Here is a 19,298-nt window from a genome sequence, read left to right on the forward strand (position 1 = left end):
TGGACTCAGCCTTCCGAGCCAGGCTCACCTTCCGGACCGGGCGAACTGGACTCGTCCGCCGGAGCCTCCGGCGAAGACTCCTCCACCGGCGCGACCTCCGAGGAAGCCTCGGCGCCGGAGCCCTCCACCGGCGAGGTGGCCTCCGACTCCTCCGTCTCCTCCTCGGACTCCTCGCCTTCGGGCAGCTTGGAGATGGCCATCACCTTCTCCTCGCCGTTCTCCAGCGCGATGAGGCGCACGCCCTGCGTGTTGCGGCCGATGACGGAGATCTCCTTCACCTTCATGCGGATGAGCATGCCGCCGTTGGTGACGATCATCACCTCGTCGCTGTCCTTCACCTGCACCACGCCCACCACGCGGCCGTTCCGCTCGGTGGCCTTGATGTCGATGATGCCCTTGCCGCCACGGCCCTGCTGCCGGTACTCGGCGCCTTCGGTGCGCTTGCCGTAGCCGTTCTCCGTCACCGTGAGGATGGCGCTGCTCTGCTCCGCCGGCGCCTGGCCCTCCTCCGGCTCCTTGTCCAGGAGGTCCGCGCCCACCACCTCGTCGCCGTCCTCCAGGGTGATGCCCTTCACGCCGTAGGCCTGACGGCCCATGGAGCGGACATCCTCTTCCTTGAAGCGGATGCTCATGCCCGTGGCCGTGGACAGGAGGATGTCCTTGGTGCCGTCGGTGATCATGACGCCCACCAGCTCGTCGCCCTCGTCGATGCCCAGCGCGATGATGCCGCTGGCGCGGACGCTTTCGAACGCGCTCAGGTCCGTGCGCTTCACCACGCCCTTCTTCGTGACGAAGAAGACGTAGCGGTTCTCCGGGAAGTCGCGCGTCACCAGCACCTGCGCCAGCCGCTCCCCTTCCCCGAACTGCACCAGGTTCACGATGGCCTTGCCGCGCGACGTGCGGCTGCCCTGCGGAATCTGGTACACCTTCAGCGAGTACAGCTTGCCCTTGGTGGTGATGGGCATGAGGTACGCGTGCGTGCTGGCCACGAAGACCTTGGTGACGAAGTCGTCCTCCTTCGTCCCCGCGCCCGTCTTGCCGCGCCCGCCGCGCTTCTGCGCGCGGTACTCCGACAGGGGCGAACGCTTCACGTAGCCCGTGTGCGACAGCGTGACCACCATCGTCTCTTCGGCGATGAGGTCCTCGTTGGTGAGGTCATCCGCGGCGCCGGTGATCTCCGTGCGGCGCTTGTCGCCGTAGCGCTCGCGGATCTCCATCAGCTCCGCCTTGATGACGGAGAGCAGGCTCTTCTCGTTGGCGAGGATCTCGCGCAGGCGCGCGATGTCGCGCACCAGGCCAATCAGCTCCTTGAAGAGCTCTTCACGCTGCAGGCCGGTGAGGCGCTGCAGGCGCATCTCCAGGATGTTCTGCGCCTGGTCCTCGCTGAAGCCCGCGCCCTCGTACTTGTGCTCCAGGCCACCGTAGGCCGGCTCCTCGTTGCGCGCGCGGCTGACCAGCAGCTCCATCTGCGCCTTGGCCTTCACGTAGTCGATGCGGTCCAGGCTCTGGAAGCGCTCGCGCGTGTACAGCTCCGGCGACAGGATGTTCATCAGGCCCCAGCGCGCTTCATCCGGGTCACGCGACGCGCGGATGAGGCTGACCACCAGGTCGATGAGGTCCTGCGCGACGAGCAGGCCTTCCACGATGTGCATGCGCGCCAGCGCCTTGCGCAGCTCGTAGCGCGTGCGGCGCGTCACCACGTCGCGGCGGTGCGCGATGAAGCGGTCCAGCATCTCCTTCAGGGTGAGCGTGCGCGGCTGCCCACCGTCGATGGCCAGCATCACCGCGCCGAACGTCGTCTCCATCTGCGTCATGGAGAAGAGGTTGTTGAGCACCACCTGGGAGATGGCGTCGCGCTTGAGCTCGATGACGATGCGCATGCCCTGACGGTCGCTCTCGTCACGGATGTCGCTGACGCCCTCCAGCTTCTTCTCACGCACCAGCTCGGCGATCTTCTCGATGAGCCGGGCCTTGTTCACCTGGTAGGGGATCTCCGTGACGATGATGGCCTCACGGTCGCCCTTCTTGTTCGTCTCAATCTCCGTGCGCGCACGGGTGGTGATGGACCCGCGGCCCGTCTCGTAGGCGCGGCGGATGCCCTCGCGGCCGGTGATGATGGCGGCGGTGGGGAAGTCCGGGCCGACGATGAACTCCATCAGGTCCAGGACGGTGCAGTCCGGGTTGTCGATGAGGTGCAGCGTCCCGGTCACGACCTCGTTCATGTTGTGCGGCGGGATGTTGGTGGTCATGCCCACCGCGATGCCGCTGCTGCCGTTGACGAGGAGGTTGGGGAACTTGGCGGGCAGGACGAGCGGCTCTTCCAGCGAGTCGTCGTAGTTGGGGCCGAACTCGACGGTCTCCTTGTCGATGTCCCCCAGGAGGTCCTCCGCCAGCCGCTCCATGCGCACTTCCGTGTAACGCATGGCCGCCGGCGAGTCGCCGTCCACCGAGCCGAAGTTGCCCTGGCCGTCCACCAGCAGGTAGCGGAGGCTCCACTCCTGGGCCAGGCGCACCATGGCGTCGTAGACGGATGAGTCGCCGTGCGGGTGGTACTTACCGATGACGTCACCCACCACGCGCGCGCTCTTCTTGTAGGCGCGGTTGTGGAGGTTGCCCAGGTCGTTCATCGCGAAGAGGACGCGACGGTGGACGGGCTTCAGGCCGTCGCGCACGTCCGGCAGCGCGCGGCCGATGATGACGGACATCGAGTAGTCGAGATACGAGCGGCGCATCTCGTCTTCGATGTTGATGGGAATGAGCTCTCCAGCGCCGCTCGACGGAGGAGGCGCGGGGGGCGTTGCCGGCGTGTCGGTGGTGTCGTCAGCCATGGGCTCTGGAAGGTGCGGACGGGCCCCTCACGTGGGGGGCTCCGCCCGATGGGAGAGTGTTCGTAACCCCCGGATTTCCCTCAGTCAATAAGGGAAACAGGGGGGATTCGCCCCGGCTGCCCGCCCGCCCGGTTCCAGGGGTCGGAAAGGGCCTTTCCGGGGCACCCGGAGGGAACATCCGGGCGGTGCGTTTTCAGCCCCACCGGAGGCCGTTTCCGGGCCCGTTTTTCAGGCCTTGGGACGGAGGTTCGCGGCCAGCCGTTCGGCCTCCGCGCCCACACCGCCCTCGGGGTCCTTGGCCTTCGCGGTTTCGAACGCGGCGAGTGCCCCTTCGCGGTCGCCGCGGAGCCTCAGCGCCACGCCCACGTTGAGGTGCGCGGAGGCGTTGTCGCGGTCCATGGCGAGCGCCTCGCGGAACAGCGTGAGCGCCTGGTCCACGTCGCCGGACAGGAGCGCCTCGCGGCCCGCCTGGACGCGCTTGTCCGCGTCGTTGACCAGCTCCACCTCGAACACGCTCTTGCCCACCACGTTGGCCACGAGCACGCGCAGGATGCCGCCCCAGTAGAAGGACAGGCCCTCCGCGGCGACGACGGCGGCCAGGGGCAGGTCGGGCAGCAGCTGCTTGCCCCGGAACTTGAAGCGGACCTTGGTGTAGCGGCCCTTGTTGGTCCAGTGGACCAGTTCGCCGCGGAGCTTCTGGAAGCCGGCCTCCAGCTGGGCCGGGTCGATTTCGAAGGGCAGCACCCGGCCCTTCGGCTCGCCTGCGGGCAGGCTCTTGGGCGTGGACTCGCGGGGGTCGGCCACGGGGCCGGAGTCGAAGACGGGCTCGGCCTCCAGCACGGGGGGCTTCGGAGAGGAGGCGGAGGCGCGGCGGGGCTCCACCTTCTCCACCTTCGCCTTCACTGGCCGGGCCGGTGTCTTCGCGGGCGCGGCGGGGCGCGCGGGCTGCTTCTTGGCCTTCGCGGGGGACTTGCGGGATGCCGTCTTTGCCATGAGGCCACTCTAAGCGACCCACTCCCCCGCCGCTCGTGAAGTCGTGCGAAGACGGCGGCGCTAGACAGGGCCTGGACGGTGGCCCCAGACGCCCACCATGAGGCTGGGCACCAGCACGCCGCCGTTGGCGCGCAGCTCGGCGGTGAGGCGGGCGGCCAGCGTGTCGATGTCCACCTCCATGGCCAGCGCCACGCCCAACCGCTCCATGTGGGGCAAGAGCGTGCGCACGGTCTCCACCAGGGCGTGCGTGGTCTCCGCGTCCGGCGTCACGCCCAGCCGCCCGCCCACCACGCCGTCATCCACCACCAGCCCGGCCCGCCGCAGCGTGGACACCAGCTCCAGGCCCATGTGGACCTTGATGCCCACGCGTTCGCAGGTGGGCAGCATCCAGTTCCAGACACGGTTGAACAGCGGCAGCTTCGGGTGGGCCATGCCCATGGCCGCCAGCTCCAGTTCGTGCAGCGCCAGCACGCCGCCGGGGCGCAGGTGCTCCACCATGCGACGGACGAACGTCACCGGGTCCGGCTGGAACATCAGCACCAGCCGGCCGACGATGGCGTCGAAGGGGGCGCTGACGGGCAGGGACTCCATGCTGCTCTGCTGGAAGCGCACGTAGGGCAGGCCGCGAGACTCGGCGCGGCGCTGGGCGCAGGCGAGGACGCGGGCCTCGCGGTCCACGCCCACCACCTCGCCCGTGGGGCCCACCAGCTCCGCGGCGAGGAAGGACACGTCCCCCACGCCGCAGCCCACGTCCAGCACGCGCATCCCGGGCTTCAAGCCGGCCCCGCGCAGCACTCCCTCCGTCAGTGGCGAGTACACCTGGGCCTGGAGCATCAGCCGACGCAGCTCCCGGTCCTCGTTGCCCTGGACGTACTCCGCGGCGGAACTCGTTTCTTCGACACGCATGTGCGACTCCGGGGTTGGAGACGACGCGCACGGTCGCAAGCCCTGGCGCCGTTCGCTCCCTCCCGGCGGTCCCGGCGCAATGACAGACAGCCATCCGCGTCCGCGACCCGGGGGCAGGGCCACGTCCATCCGCGAACAGGCCCACGTCCCGGACATGTCTCTTGTGATTCCGGGACTTCCGGGTGAAGCGTCCGCGCGGTGCACGGCGTGTGGGTTGTCGCGCGGCGCGGCCGTGAAACAATCCGCGCGCCCTCCCACCGAAGGAACGCCTCTCCCATGTCCACGCTGACGCGCGTCCGGCCCGTGCTCCTCTCCGCCCTGCTCTTTGCCTCCCTCGCGCACGCCGCGCCCGCCGTGCCCGCCGCGGAAGGCGCGTGGCCTCGCGTGCGCAAGGAGCGCCTCCAGAAGCTGCTGCCCCAGGCCATGGCCCGCGCGGGCGTGGACGCGTGGGTGGTGCTCTGCCGTGAGAACGACAACGACCCGCTCGCGGCCCACGTGGGCGGGGAGAACGCGGGAGGCACCGCCGCGTTCCTGTTCCTGCGCGACGGCGACTCGCTGCGCTCCACCGCGCTCTCTCCCGAGGGCGAGGCCACCGCGCTCCGCGACATGGGCGTGGTGGACGAGGTGGTGGCCTTCGAGCGCGGCGCGGACGTGAACGCGCTCATCGCCGCGCGCCTCACCAAGGCGAAGCCGGCGAAGGTGGCCATCAATTCGTCGGAGCGGATGTCCATCGCGGACGGCCTGTCCGCCACGCAGCGCGCGAAGCTGGAGGCGGCGCTGTCCCCCGCGCTGCGCAAGAAGCTGGTGTCCTCCGAGGACCTGGTCTCCGAGTGGCTGTCCGTGAAGACGCCCGAGGAGGTGGACATCATGCGCAAGGCCGCGGACATCACCGCGAAGCTGGAGGAGGAGGCGTACCGCACCGTGGTGCCCGGCAAGACGCGGGACTCGGACGTGGCGCGCTTCCTCAAGAAGCGCATCGCGGAGCTGGGCGTGGGTGACGGGTGGCAGCCGGACCAGAACCCCAACGTGAACAGCGGGCCCACGCGCGGACACTCGAACGCCACCGACCGCGTCATCCAGCCGGGGGACTTCATCCAGACGGACTTCGGCATCCGCGTGGGCGGCACGTGGGTGACGGACATCCAGCGCTTCGCGTACGTGCTGGCGCCGGGGGAGAAGCAGCCTCCCGCGGAGGCGCTGGCGAAGTGGGAGAAGTCGAAGAAGGGCAGCCGCATCGCGCTCGCGGCGATGAAGCCCGGCGTGCGCGGCTACGACGTGGACAAGGCCCAGCGCGACTGGATGCGTGAAGCGGGCTCCGAGCCCGTGATGTGGGGCACCGGCCATCCCGTGGGCTACTGGGCCCATGACGCGGGCCCCGCCCTGTCCGGCGCGGCGTCCGGCAAGCCGCCCGCGGGCTCCGCGCTGCGCAAGCTCCAGCCCGGGCAGGTGTTCGCCTTCGACGGCTTCTACGCGTGGAAGGACGGCAGCAGCCCGGACGCGCTGCGCATCCTCTCCGTGGAGGAGATGGCCGTCGTCACGGAGACCGGCGCCGAATACCTCAACCCACCCCAGGAGCAGCTCATCCTCATCCCGTCCTCTGTCACGCCCGTGAAACAGTGAGGGCCTGAGGCCCGCCGAGCGCCCACACCCTCCGACGTGGGTGGCCCCGACCCCGGCAACTTGCACGGTGGGGGTGTGGCGCGCGGACGCGCGGGCTCGGATACACTCGTGCGCATCGCGCGCGCCGCTCAGGCGCTGGAGGAGCGCCATGCCAACCGTGCTGGTCATCGACGATGACCTCTTCGTGCTCGCGACCGTGGGAGACACCTTGCGGGACGCGGGCTACACGGTGCTCACGGTGCAGTCCCCCGCCGAGGCCTTCCACCTGGACCTCACGGGCATCGCCGCCATCCTGTGCGACTACAACATGCCGGACATGAACGGCTCCGACGTGCTCGTCGCCATACGCGAGCTGCAGGAGTGCCGCGCGCCGTTCATCTTCCTCACCGGCCACTCGGACCTGGATGACCTGCTGCCCGTGGCCATCCGCTACGGCGCGGAGCTGCTGCCCAAGCCGGTGGACCCCACGGAGCTGACGCGGCTGTTGCGCAAGCAGATCGCCGCCTGAGCCGTTCTGGCGTACGCGCGTCTGCCCGACGCCGTCTCCGACCACCACGCCGTGGTGGCCGAGCTGGCGGTTCAGCCGAGCACGGCGACGAGCTGACGGCACTGCGCGAGCAGCGTGCCGTCCTCCGCCCAGAGGAGCTGGGTCTCCTCTGTGTAGCCCTCCGCGGCCTGGCGCGAGCGCCCGGTGCGCAGATAGTGCGCGTCCGGCGCGATGCCCTTCACCGGGAACGGCTGGAAGAACTGCACGCTGAGGTCCACCGACGCCGCGGCGCGGAAGCCGTCCAGCCGTGACAGCACGGACGGCGGATACGCATCCATCAACCCCACGCACAGCGCCGGGTCCAACGCCGTGGGAACGCGAGGCCGCAACCACCCGCCCACCTCCGCCTCGGGACCGCCCGAGTACGGCGCCGAGCCCACGCAGTAGCGGTACTCGAAGAAGCGGCAGAAGTCCGGCATGGGCACGTCGTCAGGGACAGGCGTGAGCGCACCGGGCGCGGGCACCTTCGGCATGACGAAGTCCATGTACTCGGGGGCTCCACCGCGAGCGGCGCCGAAGGTCGCCGTGGCGACGGCCACCACGACGCCGCCGCTCTCCACTCGCGCGGTGGCGTGGGTGACGAACTTGCCGGCGCGCTCGATGCGCGTGTGCAGGTCCGCCACGCCCTCCACAGCGGGCGAGCAGAAGTGCACGGTGAACGAGCGCACCTGCCGCTGGGGGTCGTTCAGCTGGTGCTCCATCGCGCGCAGCACCTGCCCCGCCACCACGCCGCCGTACGCACCACGGCCCTGATACCAGGGCGCCTCGTAGCGCGAGCGGTAGTGCCCGGGTTCCAGCGGTTCAACGAGGGTGGCGACGAGGAAGGGCGCGGTCATGATGCACCGCATCCTAGTGTTCCCGGCGTGGATGTCCCGGGGAGATGCGGGCCCCCGGCGCTACTGGATGACGAGCTCGCGCAGGGTGGTGGTCTGCTTGAGGGGCACCCAGCTGAAGACGCCCTTGCTCAACCGGGGGTACAGGTTTCCGGGTTCCGCCAGGTAAAGGCTGCTGAAGTTCCCAGCGCCGGGACGCTTCTCCGTGGTGGAGACGAGCGTCTCCTGTCCCTTCCCATCGCTGTCGGAGAAGACGACCGTGATGGCCGCCAGCGCCGACGGAGGCTCCATGTCACCGTCATGGACCGTGACGCCCTCCCGCGGCTTGGGAACCAGCCAGCTCACGGGGAGCTCCACCTCGAACCGGTCGGGAGCGGTCCACCGGATGGAGGGAAGCGCCCTGTCCTTGCGGCCGGGAGGCTGGAACCACGTGGCGACGGGCTTGCCGTCGGCGGTGCGCGCCACGCCCAACTGCACCGCGCGCTTGGAGTCCGCGTTCGGCTCGCTCCACCACAGCTCCAGGTGATCCGCGCCAAGGATGGCCTTCGCGCTGGCATCCACCGCGGGCACCGGCTGGTCGTCCTGGAGCGTCGCGAGGAGCGTCACCGTGGTGCCCTTGCGCAGCCACTGCACCTTCAGGCCCGCGTCCGCGTCGCCGCTCCAGTTCTTCTTCCCCCAGCTCACCCAGACCGGCGCGGGCGGCGCCGGATTCTGCGTACCGGAGGCGAGCATCGAGGCGGACCGGTTCGGGACAGGGTCCTCGGTCTGCGATTCGGAGTATTCGTAGGACGAGAGCTCCGTCCGCTGGGAGACCAGGTCCATGCTCCACGCGTGGTACCGGTCACCGGTGTCGCCCCCCACCAGCAGGGGCCCCTTGTTGTCGAACAGCAGGGACACCGCCCCCACGTAGCCCGTCAGGCCATTGCCCGCGAGGCGGAGGGAGTTCGGCCGGCCCTTCGTCTTCGATGACGGCGCGCTGGGACAATTGACGTGATCAATCGGGCCCAGCCCTCCACCACTCATGGCGAAGCGCTCGCCGGTGGCCAGCCCCACCAGGATGACGGGCGTCGTGGTGCCGGGCCCTTCTGCATCCTTGAAGTCGTAACAGACGACATCGTCCTCCTTGCCGTCCCCATCCAGGTCAAGCTGGAAGCGTTCGCGGACGACGACCTTCTCCGCCTTCACGCGCGCATCGAACCAATCTCCGAAGGACTGTGGAGCCGAGGCGGCCGGAGTGGCCGTGACGAGGAGACCGAGCAGCGAAAACCAATGGGGCGTGTGCATGAAGGACCGTGGCTCAGCCCTGGTACGACTCGTCCTGTTCGATGCGGCTGAGCACCCAGTCGAACTCGCCGGACGTCACGCGCGCCTGGCAGTGCGTGCAGTGGCCCGCCATGTTGATGGACAGCGGGGCGCCGCACGACGGGCACTTCTTCTGCGTGGAGGGCTTGCCCTGCACGCCCCGGCCGCGGATGAGCGTCCAGTACTCGCTGTAGGCGCGCTCGCGGGAGCGGCTGCCCCCCACGACCTGTCCGTCCCGGTCCCGCACCGTGTAGTCCAGGCTGGACGCGAACACGCGCAGGGTGACGGCGTCGAAGTACTCATCCCGCGTCACCCGCGCGAGCACCAGGTTCGTGATGTGCGCGTTCTCCGTGATGTTGCGCAGGCCCGCCTCACGGTAGGCGTTGATCCAGTACAGCTGCGTCTGGAAGAGGTTGTCGCTGAGGAAGGGCCGCATGCCCTTCCACTCGCGCGCGGCCCACGCGGTCTGCATCTCGTGGAAGATGAACTCCAGGCGCTTGCGCAGCGCCAGCGGCGTCGCTTCCGGGTCGTCATGCAGCAGCGCGTTCAGCCGCTCCTGCGAGCGCGAGTCCTTGATGGTGGGCAGCTCCGTGCCCTGCTCCTCCGTGGTGCCGGTGAGCTGAGGGCCGCGCCGCTCGCGCTCCTGCGACGCCACGCGCGTCACCACCCAGTCGAACTCGCCGGTGTTCACCACCGTGTCGCAGTACGAGCACTTGTGGCCGTGCACGGACTCCAGCGGCGCGCCGCAGTTCGGGCACTTGAAGGCGCGCACGTCCTCGGGAGGCCGGGACTTCGCGGACGCGTCACGCTCCAGCAGCCACTCCTCCGCGACGTACCAGCTCTGCTCGGAGCCGGAGGAGACCTCCGTGTAGTTGGCCTCGAAGCGCAGGACGACGCGGACGCGCTGGCTGTTCGCGCTGATGCCCTCCACGGACTCGTACGTGACGGCGCCCACCACCACGGCCTTCACCGCGTCCGGTGTGCCCAGTTCGTGGAGCGAGTCGATGGCGCCGTCGGACAGCCAGCCGCCCAGCGTGTCCAGGCGGCCGCCGCCGCGCGCCTCGTGCACGCGGGCGAAGAGCGAATAGACGAAGTCCTCGAAGAGGACGATGGAGAACTCCGGGTCCAACGGCTGCACCGACCCGTCCGAACCCTTGGGCCCCACGCGGGCCAGACGCGCGAGCTTCGTGCGCAGCGAGCCCTGGCGTTGGGGCGGCGGAGGCGCATGGGGCGTGGTGGTGCTCCAGTCCCTCTGCCCCGCGCCCGACTTCATGTTCATGACGACGATGGCCACCACGCCCATGACGACGATGAGCAGGCAGAAGCCCCCGAACGCCCCGCCTCCACCCGAGGACGACGAGCTACTGGAGCTGTAGTGGGGGCCGGAGCTGTAAGAGGACCGGCTGCTGGAGCTGGACGAGCTGCGGCTGCTCGACGAACTGCGGCTGCTCGACGAGCTGCGGCTGGAGCCCCGATAGGAGCTACCACCGCCGGGGCGCGCCTCCGCGTCCGGGATGGAGGCGAGGCCCAGCCCGAGGAACAGCGCGACCGCGAGAAGGAGGAAGGAGTGGGAGCGCCTCACGCCACGGCTCCGGGCATGTCCGGCAGTTCGTTCACGTCATCCTCCAGGCGGGGCAGCACGCGCGAAAGCGGTGCCTGGATGCGGCGCAGGGCCTGGAGGAAGGGCTCGGGCGCGGTGGACGCGGCCAGCGCGGCGGACAGCTGCGTGAGCGCGTCCTGCCATTCCGCCCCCATGAGCGAGGTGTCCACGCCGTAGTCGGTGACGACCTCCACGCGGCGCTCGAAGAGGGAGACGAACACCAGGATGCCGGTGCGGCGCGACGTGTGCGAAACGCCCAGCTCCGTGAAGGCGGCCTTCGCGGCGGTGCGCACGGAGTCTTCCTGGAGCTTGCGCGGGGTGAGCGCGCGGCGCAGCGACGGCAGCAGGCGGCCGCCCATCACACCCGCGGCGTAGGCCAGGAGCACGACGGGCGGGAAGGCGAAGAGGTGGACCTCCTGCGGGATGAACAGGAGGACCAACAGCATGACGAAGGCGACGGCCGCGCCCAGCCGGGCATCGGTGTGGGCGTAGTCGCCGGAGGCGCGGCGCACGGACACCACGACCTCCGCGGCGGTCTGGGACTCAATGGCCGCGACGGCTTCAGCGGCCTGGGTGCGTGCGGCGTCTTCGAGGAAGGTCGTGGCCATCGTGGGCGGGCACTATAGCCAACCCACGCGACACGCTCCTATGAGGGCAGCTGCCAGTCGATGGTGTGCTGGCCGTGCTTCTTCAGCGCGGCGTTGGTGGTGCTGTACGGCTTGCTGCCGAAGAAACCCTTGCTCGCGGACAGCGGCGAGGGGTGCACGCCCTCCAGGACGACGTGGCGCTTCTCGTCGATGAGGGCCTTCTTCTTCTGCGCGGGCTTGCCCCAGAGCAGGAAGACGACGGGGTCCGCCTTGGCGCTGACAGCGCGGATGACCGCGTCGGTGAAGGGCTCCCAGCCGTGCTTCGCGTGGCTGTTGGGGGAGGCCTGGCGCACGGTGAGCACGGTGTTGAGCAGGAACACGCCCTGCTTCGCCCAAGGGATGAGCGACCCGTCGCGAGGCTTCGGCGCGCCCACGTCGCTCTGGAGCTCCTTGAACATGTTCACGAGCGAAGGCGGAGAAGGCACACCGGGCTGGACGGAGAAGGCGAGTCCATGGGCCTGACCCGGGCCGTGGTAGGGGTCCTGGCCCAGGAGCAGCACGCGCACGTCCGCGTAGGGCGTGAAGCGGAACGCGGAGAACACATCCTCCTCCGATGGGAACACGGTCTGTTCCTGGCGTTCCTTGCGCACGAACTGCTCCAGCTCCGTGAACGACGGAGCATGGATGGCGTCATGCAGCACTTTCTTCCAGTCCTCGGGCAACCCATCCGCCAGGCTCATTGCGTCCCTCCGTGGGCCGCACCCTAGACCAGCGCGCGCGTTCTGAGGGGGCCCGCTCAGGGATTGGGGCTCCCGGCGTCCAGCCATTGGGCTGGAAACGAGGGCTGCTGTTGGCCCCAGGAGGTGTCTCCCACGGGGATGGACGGGTGGTCCGAAGGGCCGGTGGGCACGCCCGCATCGGGGCCACCAGGGCCGAGCGGTCCCTCCGGCTCACCATCGTGGAGCCGCCGCAGGATGCGCCCGTCCGACAGTCGGACCGCGTACGTGACACCGCCGTCCAGCGACAGCCCGCCGGGCTCACAGGCACGCGGGTCCAGGTCCATGCGGATGAAGACGATGTCCCCTTCACGGAGGAGCCTGAAGCGATGGGCCTCCCTCCTGCTCCAACAGGACCGTCCCTCCGGCTGGCGGGGAAGGAAGTCATCAGCCGCCACGAGCATGGCCTGAAGCAGGCCGCCCTCCAGCGAGTACGGCTGCCCCGGCGCAGCGACGGTCAGCGCCTCTCGCGCGAACATCTCAGGGAAGACAATGGAGCGGTCCTCCGACGCCAGCGAGTCGGATGGATTCGCCTCGCGTCGCATGCACCCAGCGCACAGGACCGCGCCCACGAGCAGCAGCCGCTTCATGGTCTGGGCTCTAGCCGCACGAGGTCCGGGTCGAGCGCGGCGGAGGACGCGCAGCCCCCAAGCCAGCACACCAGGCAGCACCACCAGGGACCGCGCATGGGCTGGCACTCCTTCCTCGGGAACGGAGGGCGGATGGCCACCTCCGGGTGGCATCGTGCCGGAACGCCACACCGGAAAGCGAGCAGGCACTCAAGGCGGGAGCTTGGGGCCCGGGCCGGAGCGCGCTAGCCTTGCTCCCGCCATGACGATGTACACCGAGTCGCTCCGCGCCTTCCTCAAGCCCGTCCTCCTCTACCTGGATGACGAGTCGGTGTCGGAAATCATGATCAACGGCCCCACCGACGTGTGGATCGAACGCAAGGGCCGCTTGATCAAGACGGATGCCGCCTTCTCCGAAGAAGGTCTGATCGGCGCCGCGCGCAACATGGCCCAGTTCGTGGGCCGCCCCCTGACCGAGGAGCGCCCCCGCCTGGACGCGCGCCTGCCCGACGGCAGCCGCATCCACGTGGTGATTCCGCCCATCGCGCGCAACGGCACCACCATCTCCATCCGCAAGTTCTTCAAGGACAAGCTGAGCATCGACTCGCTGTTGAAGTTCAAGTCGCTGACCAAGCCCATGGCGCGCCTCATCGAGGCTGGCATCGCCACCAAGCTCAACATGCTGGTGGCCGGCGGCACGGGCTCCGGCAAGACGACGCTGCTCAACATCGTCTCGTCCCTCATCCCGGACGAGGAGCGCATCCTCACCATCGAGGACTCCGCCGAGCTCCAGCTCAACCAGTCCCACATCGTGGCCTTCGAATCCCGCCCCGCCGACAAGTTCGGCAAGGGCGCCGTGGACATGGGAGACCTGCTGCACTCCGCGCTGCGTCTGCGCCCCGACCGCATCGTGGTGGGCGAGGTGCGCGGCGGCGAGGCCTTCCACCTCATGCAGGCCATGAACACCGGCCACGGCGGCTCGCTGGCCACCACGCACGCGAACACGCCCACGGACACGCTGCGCCGCATTGAATCCCTGTGCCTCATGTCGTCCGTGGAGCTGCCCATGGTCGCCGTGCGCGCCCAGGTGGCCAGCGCCATCAACTTCGTCATCTGCTGCGAGCGCCTCCACGACGGCAGCCGCAAGACGATTGCCCTGTCGGAGGTGCTGCCCCTCAACGAGAAGGGCGAGTACCGCACCCAGGACATCTTCGTCTTCACGCCCGTCGCCAAGGACGAGCACGAGAACATCCTGGGCTACCACGCGCCCACCGGCATCATCCCCAACTTCATCCAGAAGGCGCGCGCGTACGGCTTCGACGACCTGGATGACGCCTTCTTCGACCCCGCCACCTACGGCGTGCCGCCCCCGCCCAGCTTCCAGGTGGGTGAGGCGTACACCCTGCGCTGGGCCCCCTCGCTGAAGCACCGCGAGCAGGGACTGCCGGACCCCGCGCACTTCAAGGAGGACTGGGCGAAGTTCGAGCAGGTGCTCCGCAACGCGGCCCCGGACGGCCCCGTCGCTGGCCCCAAGCCGGCGGCGACCCCGCCCAAGCCCGCCGCCGCGCCTCCGGCTCCGCCGCCCGCGAAGGCCGCTCCGGCGCCGCGCCCCGCCCTGCCGCCGCGCCCGCCGCCGCCGCAGGACGACGACAAGACGCCGCCGCCCACGCGCAACCCGTTCGCGGAGCAGGAGGACACCCGCTCCACGCCGCCCTCCGAGCCGCTGGTGCAGGTGTCCGAGGACCTGCTCGCGGAGGCCCCGCCCGCGCGCAACACGCCGCCGCCGCGCCGGCCGCCGCCCGCCCCCGTGCGTCCCGGCACACCACCGGCCAACACGCTGCGCGCGGGTGCCACGCCCACGCGCCGTCCGCCGGGACCTCCGCCGCCGCCCTCGGATAAGGACGAAGACGACGACCGGCCGAAGACGGAGCTGAACACGTCGGAGAAGACGCAGATCCGCCCGGCGCCGGATCGTTCGCGCCGGTAGCCGCCGACGGCGCGGGAGACCTTCCGGGTTTCCCGGGTCCGAGACGACGAAGTGCATCCACGCGGGGAGCCCGGCGCCGGACACCGGTGTCGCCCCCGGGTGGGTGGGGCCCTGTCCCACCACGCGGGTCCGCGAATCCTGACCTTGCGAGGAGGACGGGTCGGGGAGAAAGTGCTCCCGTGTTGATCCCCTTCATCGCCGCGCTCACCCTGGTGGTCGCCGCCCAGGCGCCCGCACCCGCCTCCTCCGCGAAACCCGTCACCGTGTTGCTGGCGCCCACGGACGTGACGAGGGGAACGCCGCGCTACCTCGTTGGAACCGCCCAGGAGCACGTGGCCGAGCAGCTCAAGGCCCGGGGCATGGAGGTGATCCGCGTGGAGGACGTGACGCGCACGCTTCCGAAGAAGAAGCGCACGGCGATGATGCGCTGCAACCGCACACAGCCGTCCTGCATCGCGTCGCTGGGCGTGGCGGCGAAGACGGACGTGGTGATGGTGACGGAGATTGGTCCGTACCTGAACGCGTACAAGGCGGGCGTGCGCGTGTACACGGCGCAGGACGGCGCGCCGCTCGTCGAGGAGTCGGTCCCTGGCGTGAGCGAGGACCAGGTGCTGGACGCGCTCAACAAGTCGCTGGACGTGGTGGTGCCGCGCACGCTGCGGGTGCTCCGTCCGGAGCCGGTGGCGCCGCCGGTGACGCCGCCCGTGGCGCAGCAGACGCCCAACGTGACGCCGGGCGTGAAGCAGCCGCTGCCAGGGCCGGACCTGACGCCGGGAGTGCAGCCGCCCACCGAGCTGGGACTGACGGACACGCCGACGGTGGAGACGCCGGGACGCCGCAAGTGGGCCTGGGTGCCGGCGGCGGGCGGCGTGGTGCTCGCGGGAGTGGGGACGGTGTTCTTCGTGCAGTCGCGGAGCAAGCTCAGCGACCTGAACAACAACGAGTATCCGAACCTGCAGGACGCGGAGAAGCTGCGCGACTCTGGCAAGCGGTCGCAGACGATTGGCGCGGTGGGGATTGGAGTAGGCGCGGCGGCCATCGCGGCGGGCGCGCTGATGTACTTCTTGCCGGTGAAGCAGACGAACGTTCAGCCGTCCGTGACGCTCACGCCGCAGGGCGGTGGTCTGAGCTTCGCAGGGACGTGGCAGTGAGCACGGGGAAAGCCATGCGGAACCTCTGGAAGGTCGGCGCGCTGGGCGCGGTGTTCGGTGCGGTGCTCAGCGTGGGCGGCTGCAGTGACTTCGACGCGGCCTTTGAAAACTGTGAGGGCGAGGGCCGCTGTGGGCCGCAGGCGAGCGGGGACGGTGGCACGGACGCGGGTGACGCGGGTGACGCCGGGGATGCGGGTGACGGCGGTGAGGTGGAGCCCCCCTGCGATCCTGTTGCTACAACAGACGAGCCCGATCCCGAGGGCAAGGACCTGAACTGCGACGGCGTGGATGGCATGGCGGAAGCTGGCTACTTCGTCGACCCGGTGCGCGGCAAGGACTCGCAAGACGGCACCAACGAAGCCCCGCTGCAGACCCTGCACAAGGCGTTGGAGTTGATCCAAGCCGCGGGTCCTGGCTCGACGCGCACGCACGTGTACCTGGGCGTTGGGACGTACAACGAGCCGGAGACCGTGGTGACCACGCCGGTGTCGCTGCATGGCGGCTACCGGTGGAACGGCGTGGACCGTTACTGGAGCCGGTTCAAGAGCACGATCCCCACGTTAGTGGACGGCGGCACGCTGGCGTTCACGGTGCGAGGTGTGACTGAAACAGGCGTGCTGCTGGATGGACTGGACGTCACCTCCGAGACCGCCACCGCGTTCAGCGAGCCGTCCATCGCGCTGCGGGTCATCGATAGCCAAGGCGTCATCCTCCGGAAGATGCTCGTCATCGCCGGAAATGGTGCCCCGGGCCGTGATGGTTCGAACGGAGCTGGCGGACTGGACGGTGGCCCAGGGGCCAAGGGAATGGACAGCAACAACAGCAGCGCCTTTGGCGGCAATGGCGGCACCGCCTCCTGTGACGCCACGCGTGTAGGCGGCCTCGGTGGAAAGGGGCTTCCAACCCTGGCTGGAGACATGGGGGCGGATGGAGGTCCCGATGCCGGAGGCGGACGCGGCGGAGATGGCGGCGCGCAAGCGGTTGTGAACGAAAGCAATTGCAGTCAATTCGACTGCAACTGCAACGGATTTGCAGGAGCCGCAGGCATCGCCGGCGCCACGGGTAGCGATGGTTTGCCGGGCAGTGGCGGCAAGGGCGATGGCACCGTGTCAGGAGAGATATGGGTGGCCAGCAACGTCCCTGGGCAGGATGGAAAGCCCGGTAAGCCGGGTACAGGCGGCGGTGGCGGCGGGGCGGGTGGCAGCTGCAATGCCGCTGCGAGCCCCATCGCAGGTGGTGCTGGCGGAGGAGGTGGCGGCGGTGCCGGATGCGGTGGCCAGGAAGGCAAAGGCGGAGCGAACGGTGGAGCCTCCATCGCCCTGTTGGTGAGCAATGCCCATGTGACTGTCGAGGCCACCACCACGTTGCAGACCGGGACTGGCGGCGCGGGTGGACGCGGAGGCCTGGGTGGACAGGCAGGTGTTGGCGGTGAACCCGGTCCTGGCGGCAAGACGGTGCCGCCCACCACAGGCGAAGCCAGCCCCAGCAATCCCGACCAACGCGATGTCCGGTCGACTGGTGGCGCGGGCGGCGTGGGTGGCGTCGGAGGCAGTGGCGGGAACGGTGGTGCTGGAGGCGGAGGCCGTGGAGGCCCTTCGGTGGTCAGCTGGTGCGCAAATGGAGGCGTCAGCCTCGAACTCCAGCCGACGCGGGTGGTGGGCAAGGGTGGGGCCGGCGGGATCAGCGATGGAGGGGAGGATGGGACTGAAGGTATCTCCCAACTCACCATGGGCTGCGTGACGCCCTGACCCACCGCATCGCCCGCTGTGTGACACCAGCGGGTGAGAAAACGCGACCCGGGGGCAAGTGCCTGTTTGCTTGCCCGGCGTGCCCCGGGCCCTGACTTCGCTTCCCGGGATTTCACCTGTTACGCTCCCCCGTGGTGGAGATGTCATCCGAGTTGATCTGCGAAACCTGCGGCCTCACCGTTCCGTCCGAGACGGCGGTGTGCCCTCGCGATGGCACCGTCGTGCTGTCGTCGTTCCATCCGACTCCACCGGAACCGAAGGTCATCGTGGAGCACCCCGGTACCGAAGCCGCCGCCATCACCGACCCCCTCATCGGCCTGAAGCTGGGCGAGTACGAGCTGCGCTCGCGCATTGGCGTGGGCGGCATGGGGCTCGTCTACGACGGCATCCAGCCCCTCATCGGCAAGCGCGTCGCCGTGAAGGTGCTGCGCCCCGAACTGGCGCACTCGTCCGAACAGGTGGCCCGCCTCCTCGCGGAGGCCCGCGCCGTCAACGCCATTCGCCACCGCGGCATCATCGACATCTTCGGCTTCGGCCAGCTCCCGGACGGCCGCCAGTACATCGTCATGGAGTACCTGGATGGCCAGCCGCTGGACGCCATCCTCGCGGAGAAGGGCCGCCTCCCCGTCCCAGAGGCCCTGTCCCTCCTGGATGAGGTGCTCGCAGGCCTGGGCGCCGCGCACGGCGCGGGCGTGGTGCACCGCGACCTGAAGCCCAGCAACATCTTCCTCGTGCGCCAGCCGGACGGCACGCGCTACGTGAAGCTCTTGGACTTCGGGCTCGCCAAGCGCGGCGAAGGGCCCACCGTCCGCACCGCGCAGACGCGCACCGACATGGTCGTCGGCACTCCGGAGTACATGGCGCCCGAGCAGGCCCGCGGCCAGTCCGTGGGTCCCATGACGGACCTGTACGCCATGGGCGTCGTCACCTTCGAGATCATCACCGGCCGGCTGCCCTTCATCGGCAGCTCCCCGGTGGACCTGCTCATGAAGCACGTGGAGGCGCGCCCGCCCCGGCCGTCGGAGTTCGTCCCCGACCTGCCGCCCGCCGTGGACGCCTTCATCCTGCAGATGCTCACCAAGGACCCGGAGACGCGCCCCAACTCCGCGGATGCCCTGCGTCAGCACCTGTCCAAGCTGCGCCGCACCCTGCGGGCCACGCGCACCAACCCCACCGCGCTCGCCCCCATCGAGCCCGCGCAGCCCAAGCCCGCCGCCGCGGTCGCCGTCAGCGACGCGGACGCGCGCCGCCCCACCACCCAGGTGCCGCCGCCGGTCCCGCCGGACGACCTGATGGTGCCGCAGGAAGAGACGTCCTCCCTGCGCCGCTTCGTCCCCATCGCCGTGGGCGCGGCCGTGCTGTTCGCCGCCGTGGGCGTGGTCATCGCCACGCGCGGGGGTGGCGAGGCGCCTCCGCCCGTCGTCGCCGTCGCCACTCCGCCGCCTCCCGCCCCGAAGGTGGAACCCACGCCTCCCGCGCCCGAGGTCGTCGCCGCGCCCGTGCAGGAGCCCGCTCCCACGCCTGTCGTCGAGGAGCCCCCTCCCGCGAAACCGGAGCCGCCCACCGTCAAGGCCGTGGCCGTGAAGACCGTCCGCGACGTCCCGGCGCCCAAGCGCACGGAGTCCTCGAGCGAGTCCGCCGTGAAGAATCTGATCCTCGACACCGTGAAGCAGGTCGAGAACAGCCCCTTGTACGCCGACAACAAGGTCCACAAGGGGCTCACCCGACAGGCCGCGCGCAACTACCTGGACCGGCAACTGAAGCGGCTGGAGAACGCGGACGACTCGGCGGGCCGCGCGGATATCCTCAGCGAGCTCCGCGGCTGGAAGCAGCAGTACCTCAAGTAGCCCA

15 protein-coding genes are annotated in these 19,298 nt (G+C 69.8%); 6 read left to right on the forward strand and 9 right to left on the reverse strand.

The window, feature by feature from the left end:
* Nucleotides 1–5: 5 nt before the first annotated feature.
* The 3 genes from gyrA to D7X99_RS09740 all read right to left on the reverse strand — a co-directional run bounded on the left by gyrA (nucleotide 6) and on the right by D7X99_RS09740 (nucleotide 4,727).
* Nucleotides 6–2,828 (reverse strand): DNA gyrase subunit A, encoded by a 2,823-nt coding sequence (gene gyrA / locus D7X99_RS09730; protein ID WP_121777524.1) that lies wholly within the window; start codon nucleotides 2,826–2,828, stop codon nucleotides 6–8.
* Between the two features lie 228 nt (nucleotides 2,829–3,056).
* A complete protein-coding gene (locus D7X99_RS09735; RefSeq protein ID WP_121758243.1) occupies nucleotides 3,057–3,821 on the reverse strand; it encodes a tetratricopeptide repeat protein in 765 nt (254 codons plus the stop codon).
* A 60-nt stretch (nucleotides 3,822–3,881) separates the two neighbouring features.
* Nucleotides 3,882–4,727, reverse strand: a complete 846-nt coding sequence (locus D7X99_RS09740; protein WP_158626966.1) for a class I SAM-dependent methyltransferase — start codon at nucleotides 4,725–4,727, stop codon at nucleotides 3,882–3,884.
* A 285-nt stretch (nucleotides 4,728–5,012) separates the two neighbouring features.
* Between D7X99_RS09740 and D7X99_RS09745 the strand changes: the two genes are divergently transcribed.
* A complete protein-coding gene (locus D7X99_RS09745; protein ID WP_121777577.1) occupies nucleotides 5,013–6,347 on the forward strand; it encodes a Xaa-Pro peptidase family protein in 1,335 nt (444 codons plus the stop codon).
* 148 nt (nucleotides 6,348–6,495) lie between these two features.
* Nucleotides 6,496–6,855, forward strand: coding sequence for a response regulator (locus D7X99_RS09750; RefSeq protein WP_121777526.1), 360 nt, complete (start codon nucleotides 6,496–6,498; stop codon nucleotides 6,853–6,855).
* Between the two features lie 71 nt (nucleotides 6,856–6,926).
* Here D7X99_RS09750 and D7X99_RS09755 read toward each other — a convergent pair whose 3' ends face one another.
* The 6 genes from D7X99_RS09755 to D7X99_RS42740 are packed head-to-tail and all read right to left on the reverse strand — an operon-like array spanning nucleotide 6,927 to nucleotide 12,582.
* Nucleotides 6,927–7,730, reverse strand: a complete 804-nt coding sequence (locus tag D7X99_RS09755) for an acyl-CoA thioesterase II (protein ID WP_120580049.1) — start codon at nucleotides 7,728–7,730, stop codon at nucleotides 6,927–6,929.
* A 60-nt stretch (nucleotides 7,731–7,790) separates the two neighbouring features.
* Nucleotides 7,791–9,011 carry a hypothetical protein gene (locus tag D7X99_RS43550; protein ID WP_233613249.1) on the reverse strand — a complete coding sequence of 407 codons (1,221 nt, stop codon included), beginning with the start codon at nucleotides 9,009–9,011 and terminating at the stop codon, nucleotides 7,791–7,793.
* 13 nt (nucleotides 9,012–9,024) lie between these two features.
* On the reverse strand, nucleotides 9,025–10,611 hold the full coding sequence (locus tag D7X99_RS09765) for a TIM44-like domain-containing protein (protein ID WP_121777527.1): 1,587 nt from the start codon (nucleotides 10,609–10,611) through the stop codon (nucleotides 9,025–9,027).
* Nucleotides 10,608–11,237, reverse strand: coding sequence for a hypothetical protein (locus tag D7X99_RS09770; protein ID WP_121751580.1), 630 nt, complete (start codon nucleotides 11,235–11,237; stop codon nucleotides 10,608–10,610). Before D7X99_RS09770 ends, D7X99_RS09765 begins: the two co-directional genes overlap by 4 nt.
* A gap of 38 nt (nucleotides 11,238–11,275) precedes the next feature.
* Complete coding sequence (locus tag D7X99_RS09775; RefSeq protein ID WP_121777528.1) at nucleotides 11,276–11,956, reverse strand: uracil-DNA glycosylase; 681 nt, start codon at nucleotides 11,954–11,956, stop codon at nucleotides 11,276–11,278.
* 56 nt (nucleotides 11,957–12,012) lie between these two features.
* A complete protein-coding gene (locus D7X99_RS42740) occupies nucleotides 12,013–12,582 on the reverse strand; it encodes a hypothetical protein (protein WP_158626967.1) in 570 nt (189 codons plus the stop codon).
* 241 nt (nucleotides 12,583–12,823) lie between these two features.
* Between D7X99_RS42740 and D7X99_RS09785 the strand changes: the two genes are divergently transcribed.
* From D7X99_RS09785 to D7X99_RS09800, 4 genes are all read left to right on the forward strand, one after another.
* Nucleotides 12,824–14,548, forward strand: coding sequence for a CpaF family protein (locus D7X99_RS09785; RefSeq protein WP_121777530.1), 1,725 nt, complete (start codon nucleotides 12,824–12,826; stop codon nucleotides 14,546–14,548).
* Between the two features lie 179 nt (nucleotides 14,549–14,727).
* The gene (locus D7X99_RS09790) at nucleotides 14,728–15,699 is read left to right on the forward strand and encodes a hypothetical protein (RefSeq protein ID WP_147476099.1); all 972 of its coding nucleotides are present in this window, start codon (nucleotides 14,728–14,730) and stop codon (nucleotides 15,697–15,699) included.
* Nucleotides 15,690–17,447, forward strand: coding sequence for a hypothetical protein (locus D7X99_RS09795; RefSeq protein WP_147476100.1), 1,758 nt, complete (start codon nucleotides 15,690–15,692; stop codon nucleotides 17,445–17,447). Before D7X99_RS09790 ends, D7X99_RS09795 begins: the two co-directional genes overlap by 10 nt.
* A 140-nt stretch (nucleotides 17,448–17,587) precedes the next feature.
* Entirely contained in the window at nucleotides 17,588–19,294 is a 1,707-nt protein-coding gene (locus D7X99_RS09800) for a serine/threonine-protein kinase (RefSeq protein WP_121777533.1), read from the forward strand.
* Nucleotides 19,295–19,298: the final 4 nt, after the last annotated feature.

The sequence above is a fragment of the Corallococcus sp. AB032C genome, assembly GCF_003668935.1.
Classification (GTDB): domain Bacteria; phylum Myxococcota; class Myxococcia; order Myxococcales; family Myxococcaceae; genus Corallococcus; species Corallococcus exiguus.

Excerpts from the sequence above, each read along its gene's own strand:
- gyrA (WP_121777524.1), bottom strand. The coding sequence starts at position 2,828 with ATGGCTGACGACACCACCGACACGCCGGCAACGCCCCCCGCGCCTCCT.
- D7X99_RS09735 (WP_121758243.1), bottom strand. The coding sequence starts at position 3,821 with ATGGCAAAGACGGCATCCCGCAAGTCCCCCGCGAAGGCCAAGAAGCAG.
- D7X99_RS09740 (WP_158626966.1), bottom strand. The coding sequence starts at position 4,727 with ATGCGTGTCGAAGAAACGAGTTCCGCCGCGGAGTACGTCCAGGGCAAC.
- D7X99_RS09750 (WP_121777526.1), top strand. The coding sequence starts at position 6,496 with ATGCCAACCGTGCTGGTCATCGACGATGACCTCTTCGTGCTCGCGACC.
- D7X99_RS09755 (WP_120580049.1), bottom strand. The coding sequence starts at position 7,730 with ATGACCGCGCCCTTCCTCGTCGCCACCCTCGTTGAACCGCTGGAACCC.
- D7X99_RS43550 (WP_233613249.1), bottom strand. The coding sequence starts at position 9,011 with ATGCACACGCCCCATTGGTTTTCGCTGCTCGGTCTCCTCGTCACGGCC.
- D7X99_RS09770 (WP_121751580.1), bottom strand. The coding sequence starts at position 11,237 with ATGGCCACGACCTTCCTCGAAGACGCCGCACGCACCCAGGCCGCTGAA.
- D7X99_RS09775 (WP_121777528.1), bottom strand. The coding sequence starts at position 11,956 with ATGAGCCTGGCGGATGGGTTGCCCGAGGACTGGAAGAAAGTGCTGCAT.
- D7X99_RS42740 (WP_158626967.1), bottom strand. The coding sequence starts at position 12,582 with ATGAAGCGGCTGCTGCTCGTGGGCGCGGTCCTGTGCGCTGGGTGCATG.
- D7X99_RS09785 (WP_121777530.1), top strand. The coding sequence starts at position 12,824 with ATGACGATGTACACCGAGTCGCTCCGCGCCTTCCTCAAGCCCGTCCTC.
- D7X99_RS09800 (WP_121777533.1), top strand. The coding sequence starts at position 17,588 with ATGTCATCCGAGTTGATCTGCGAAACCTGCGGCCTCACCGTTCCGTCC.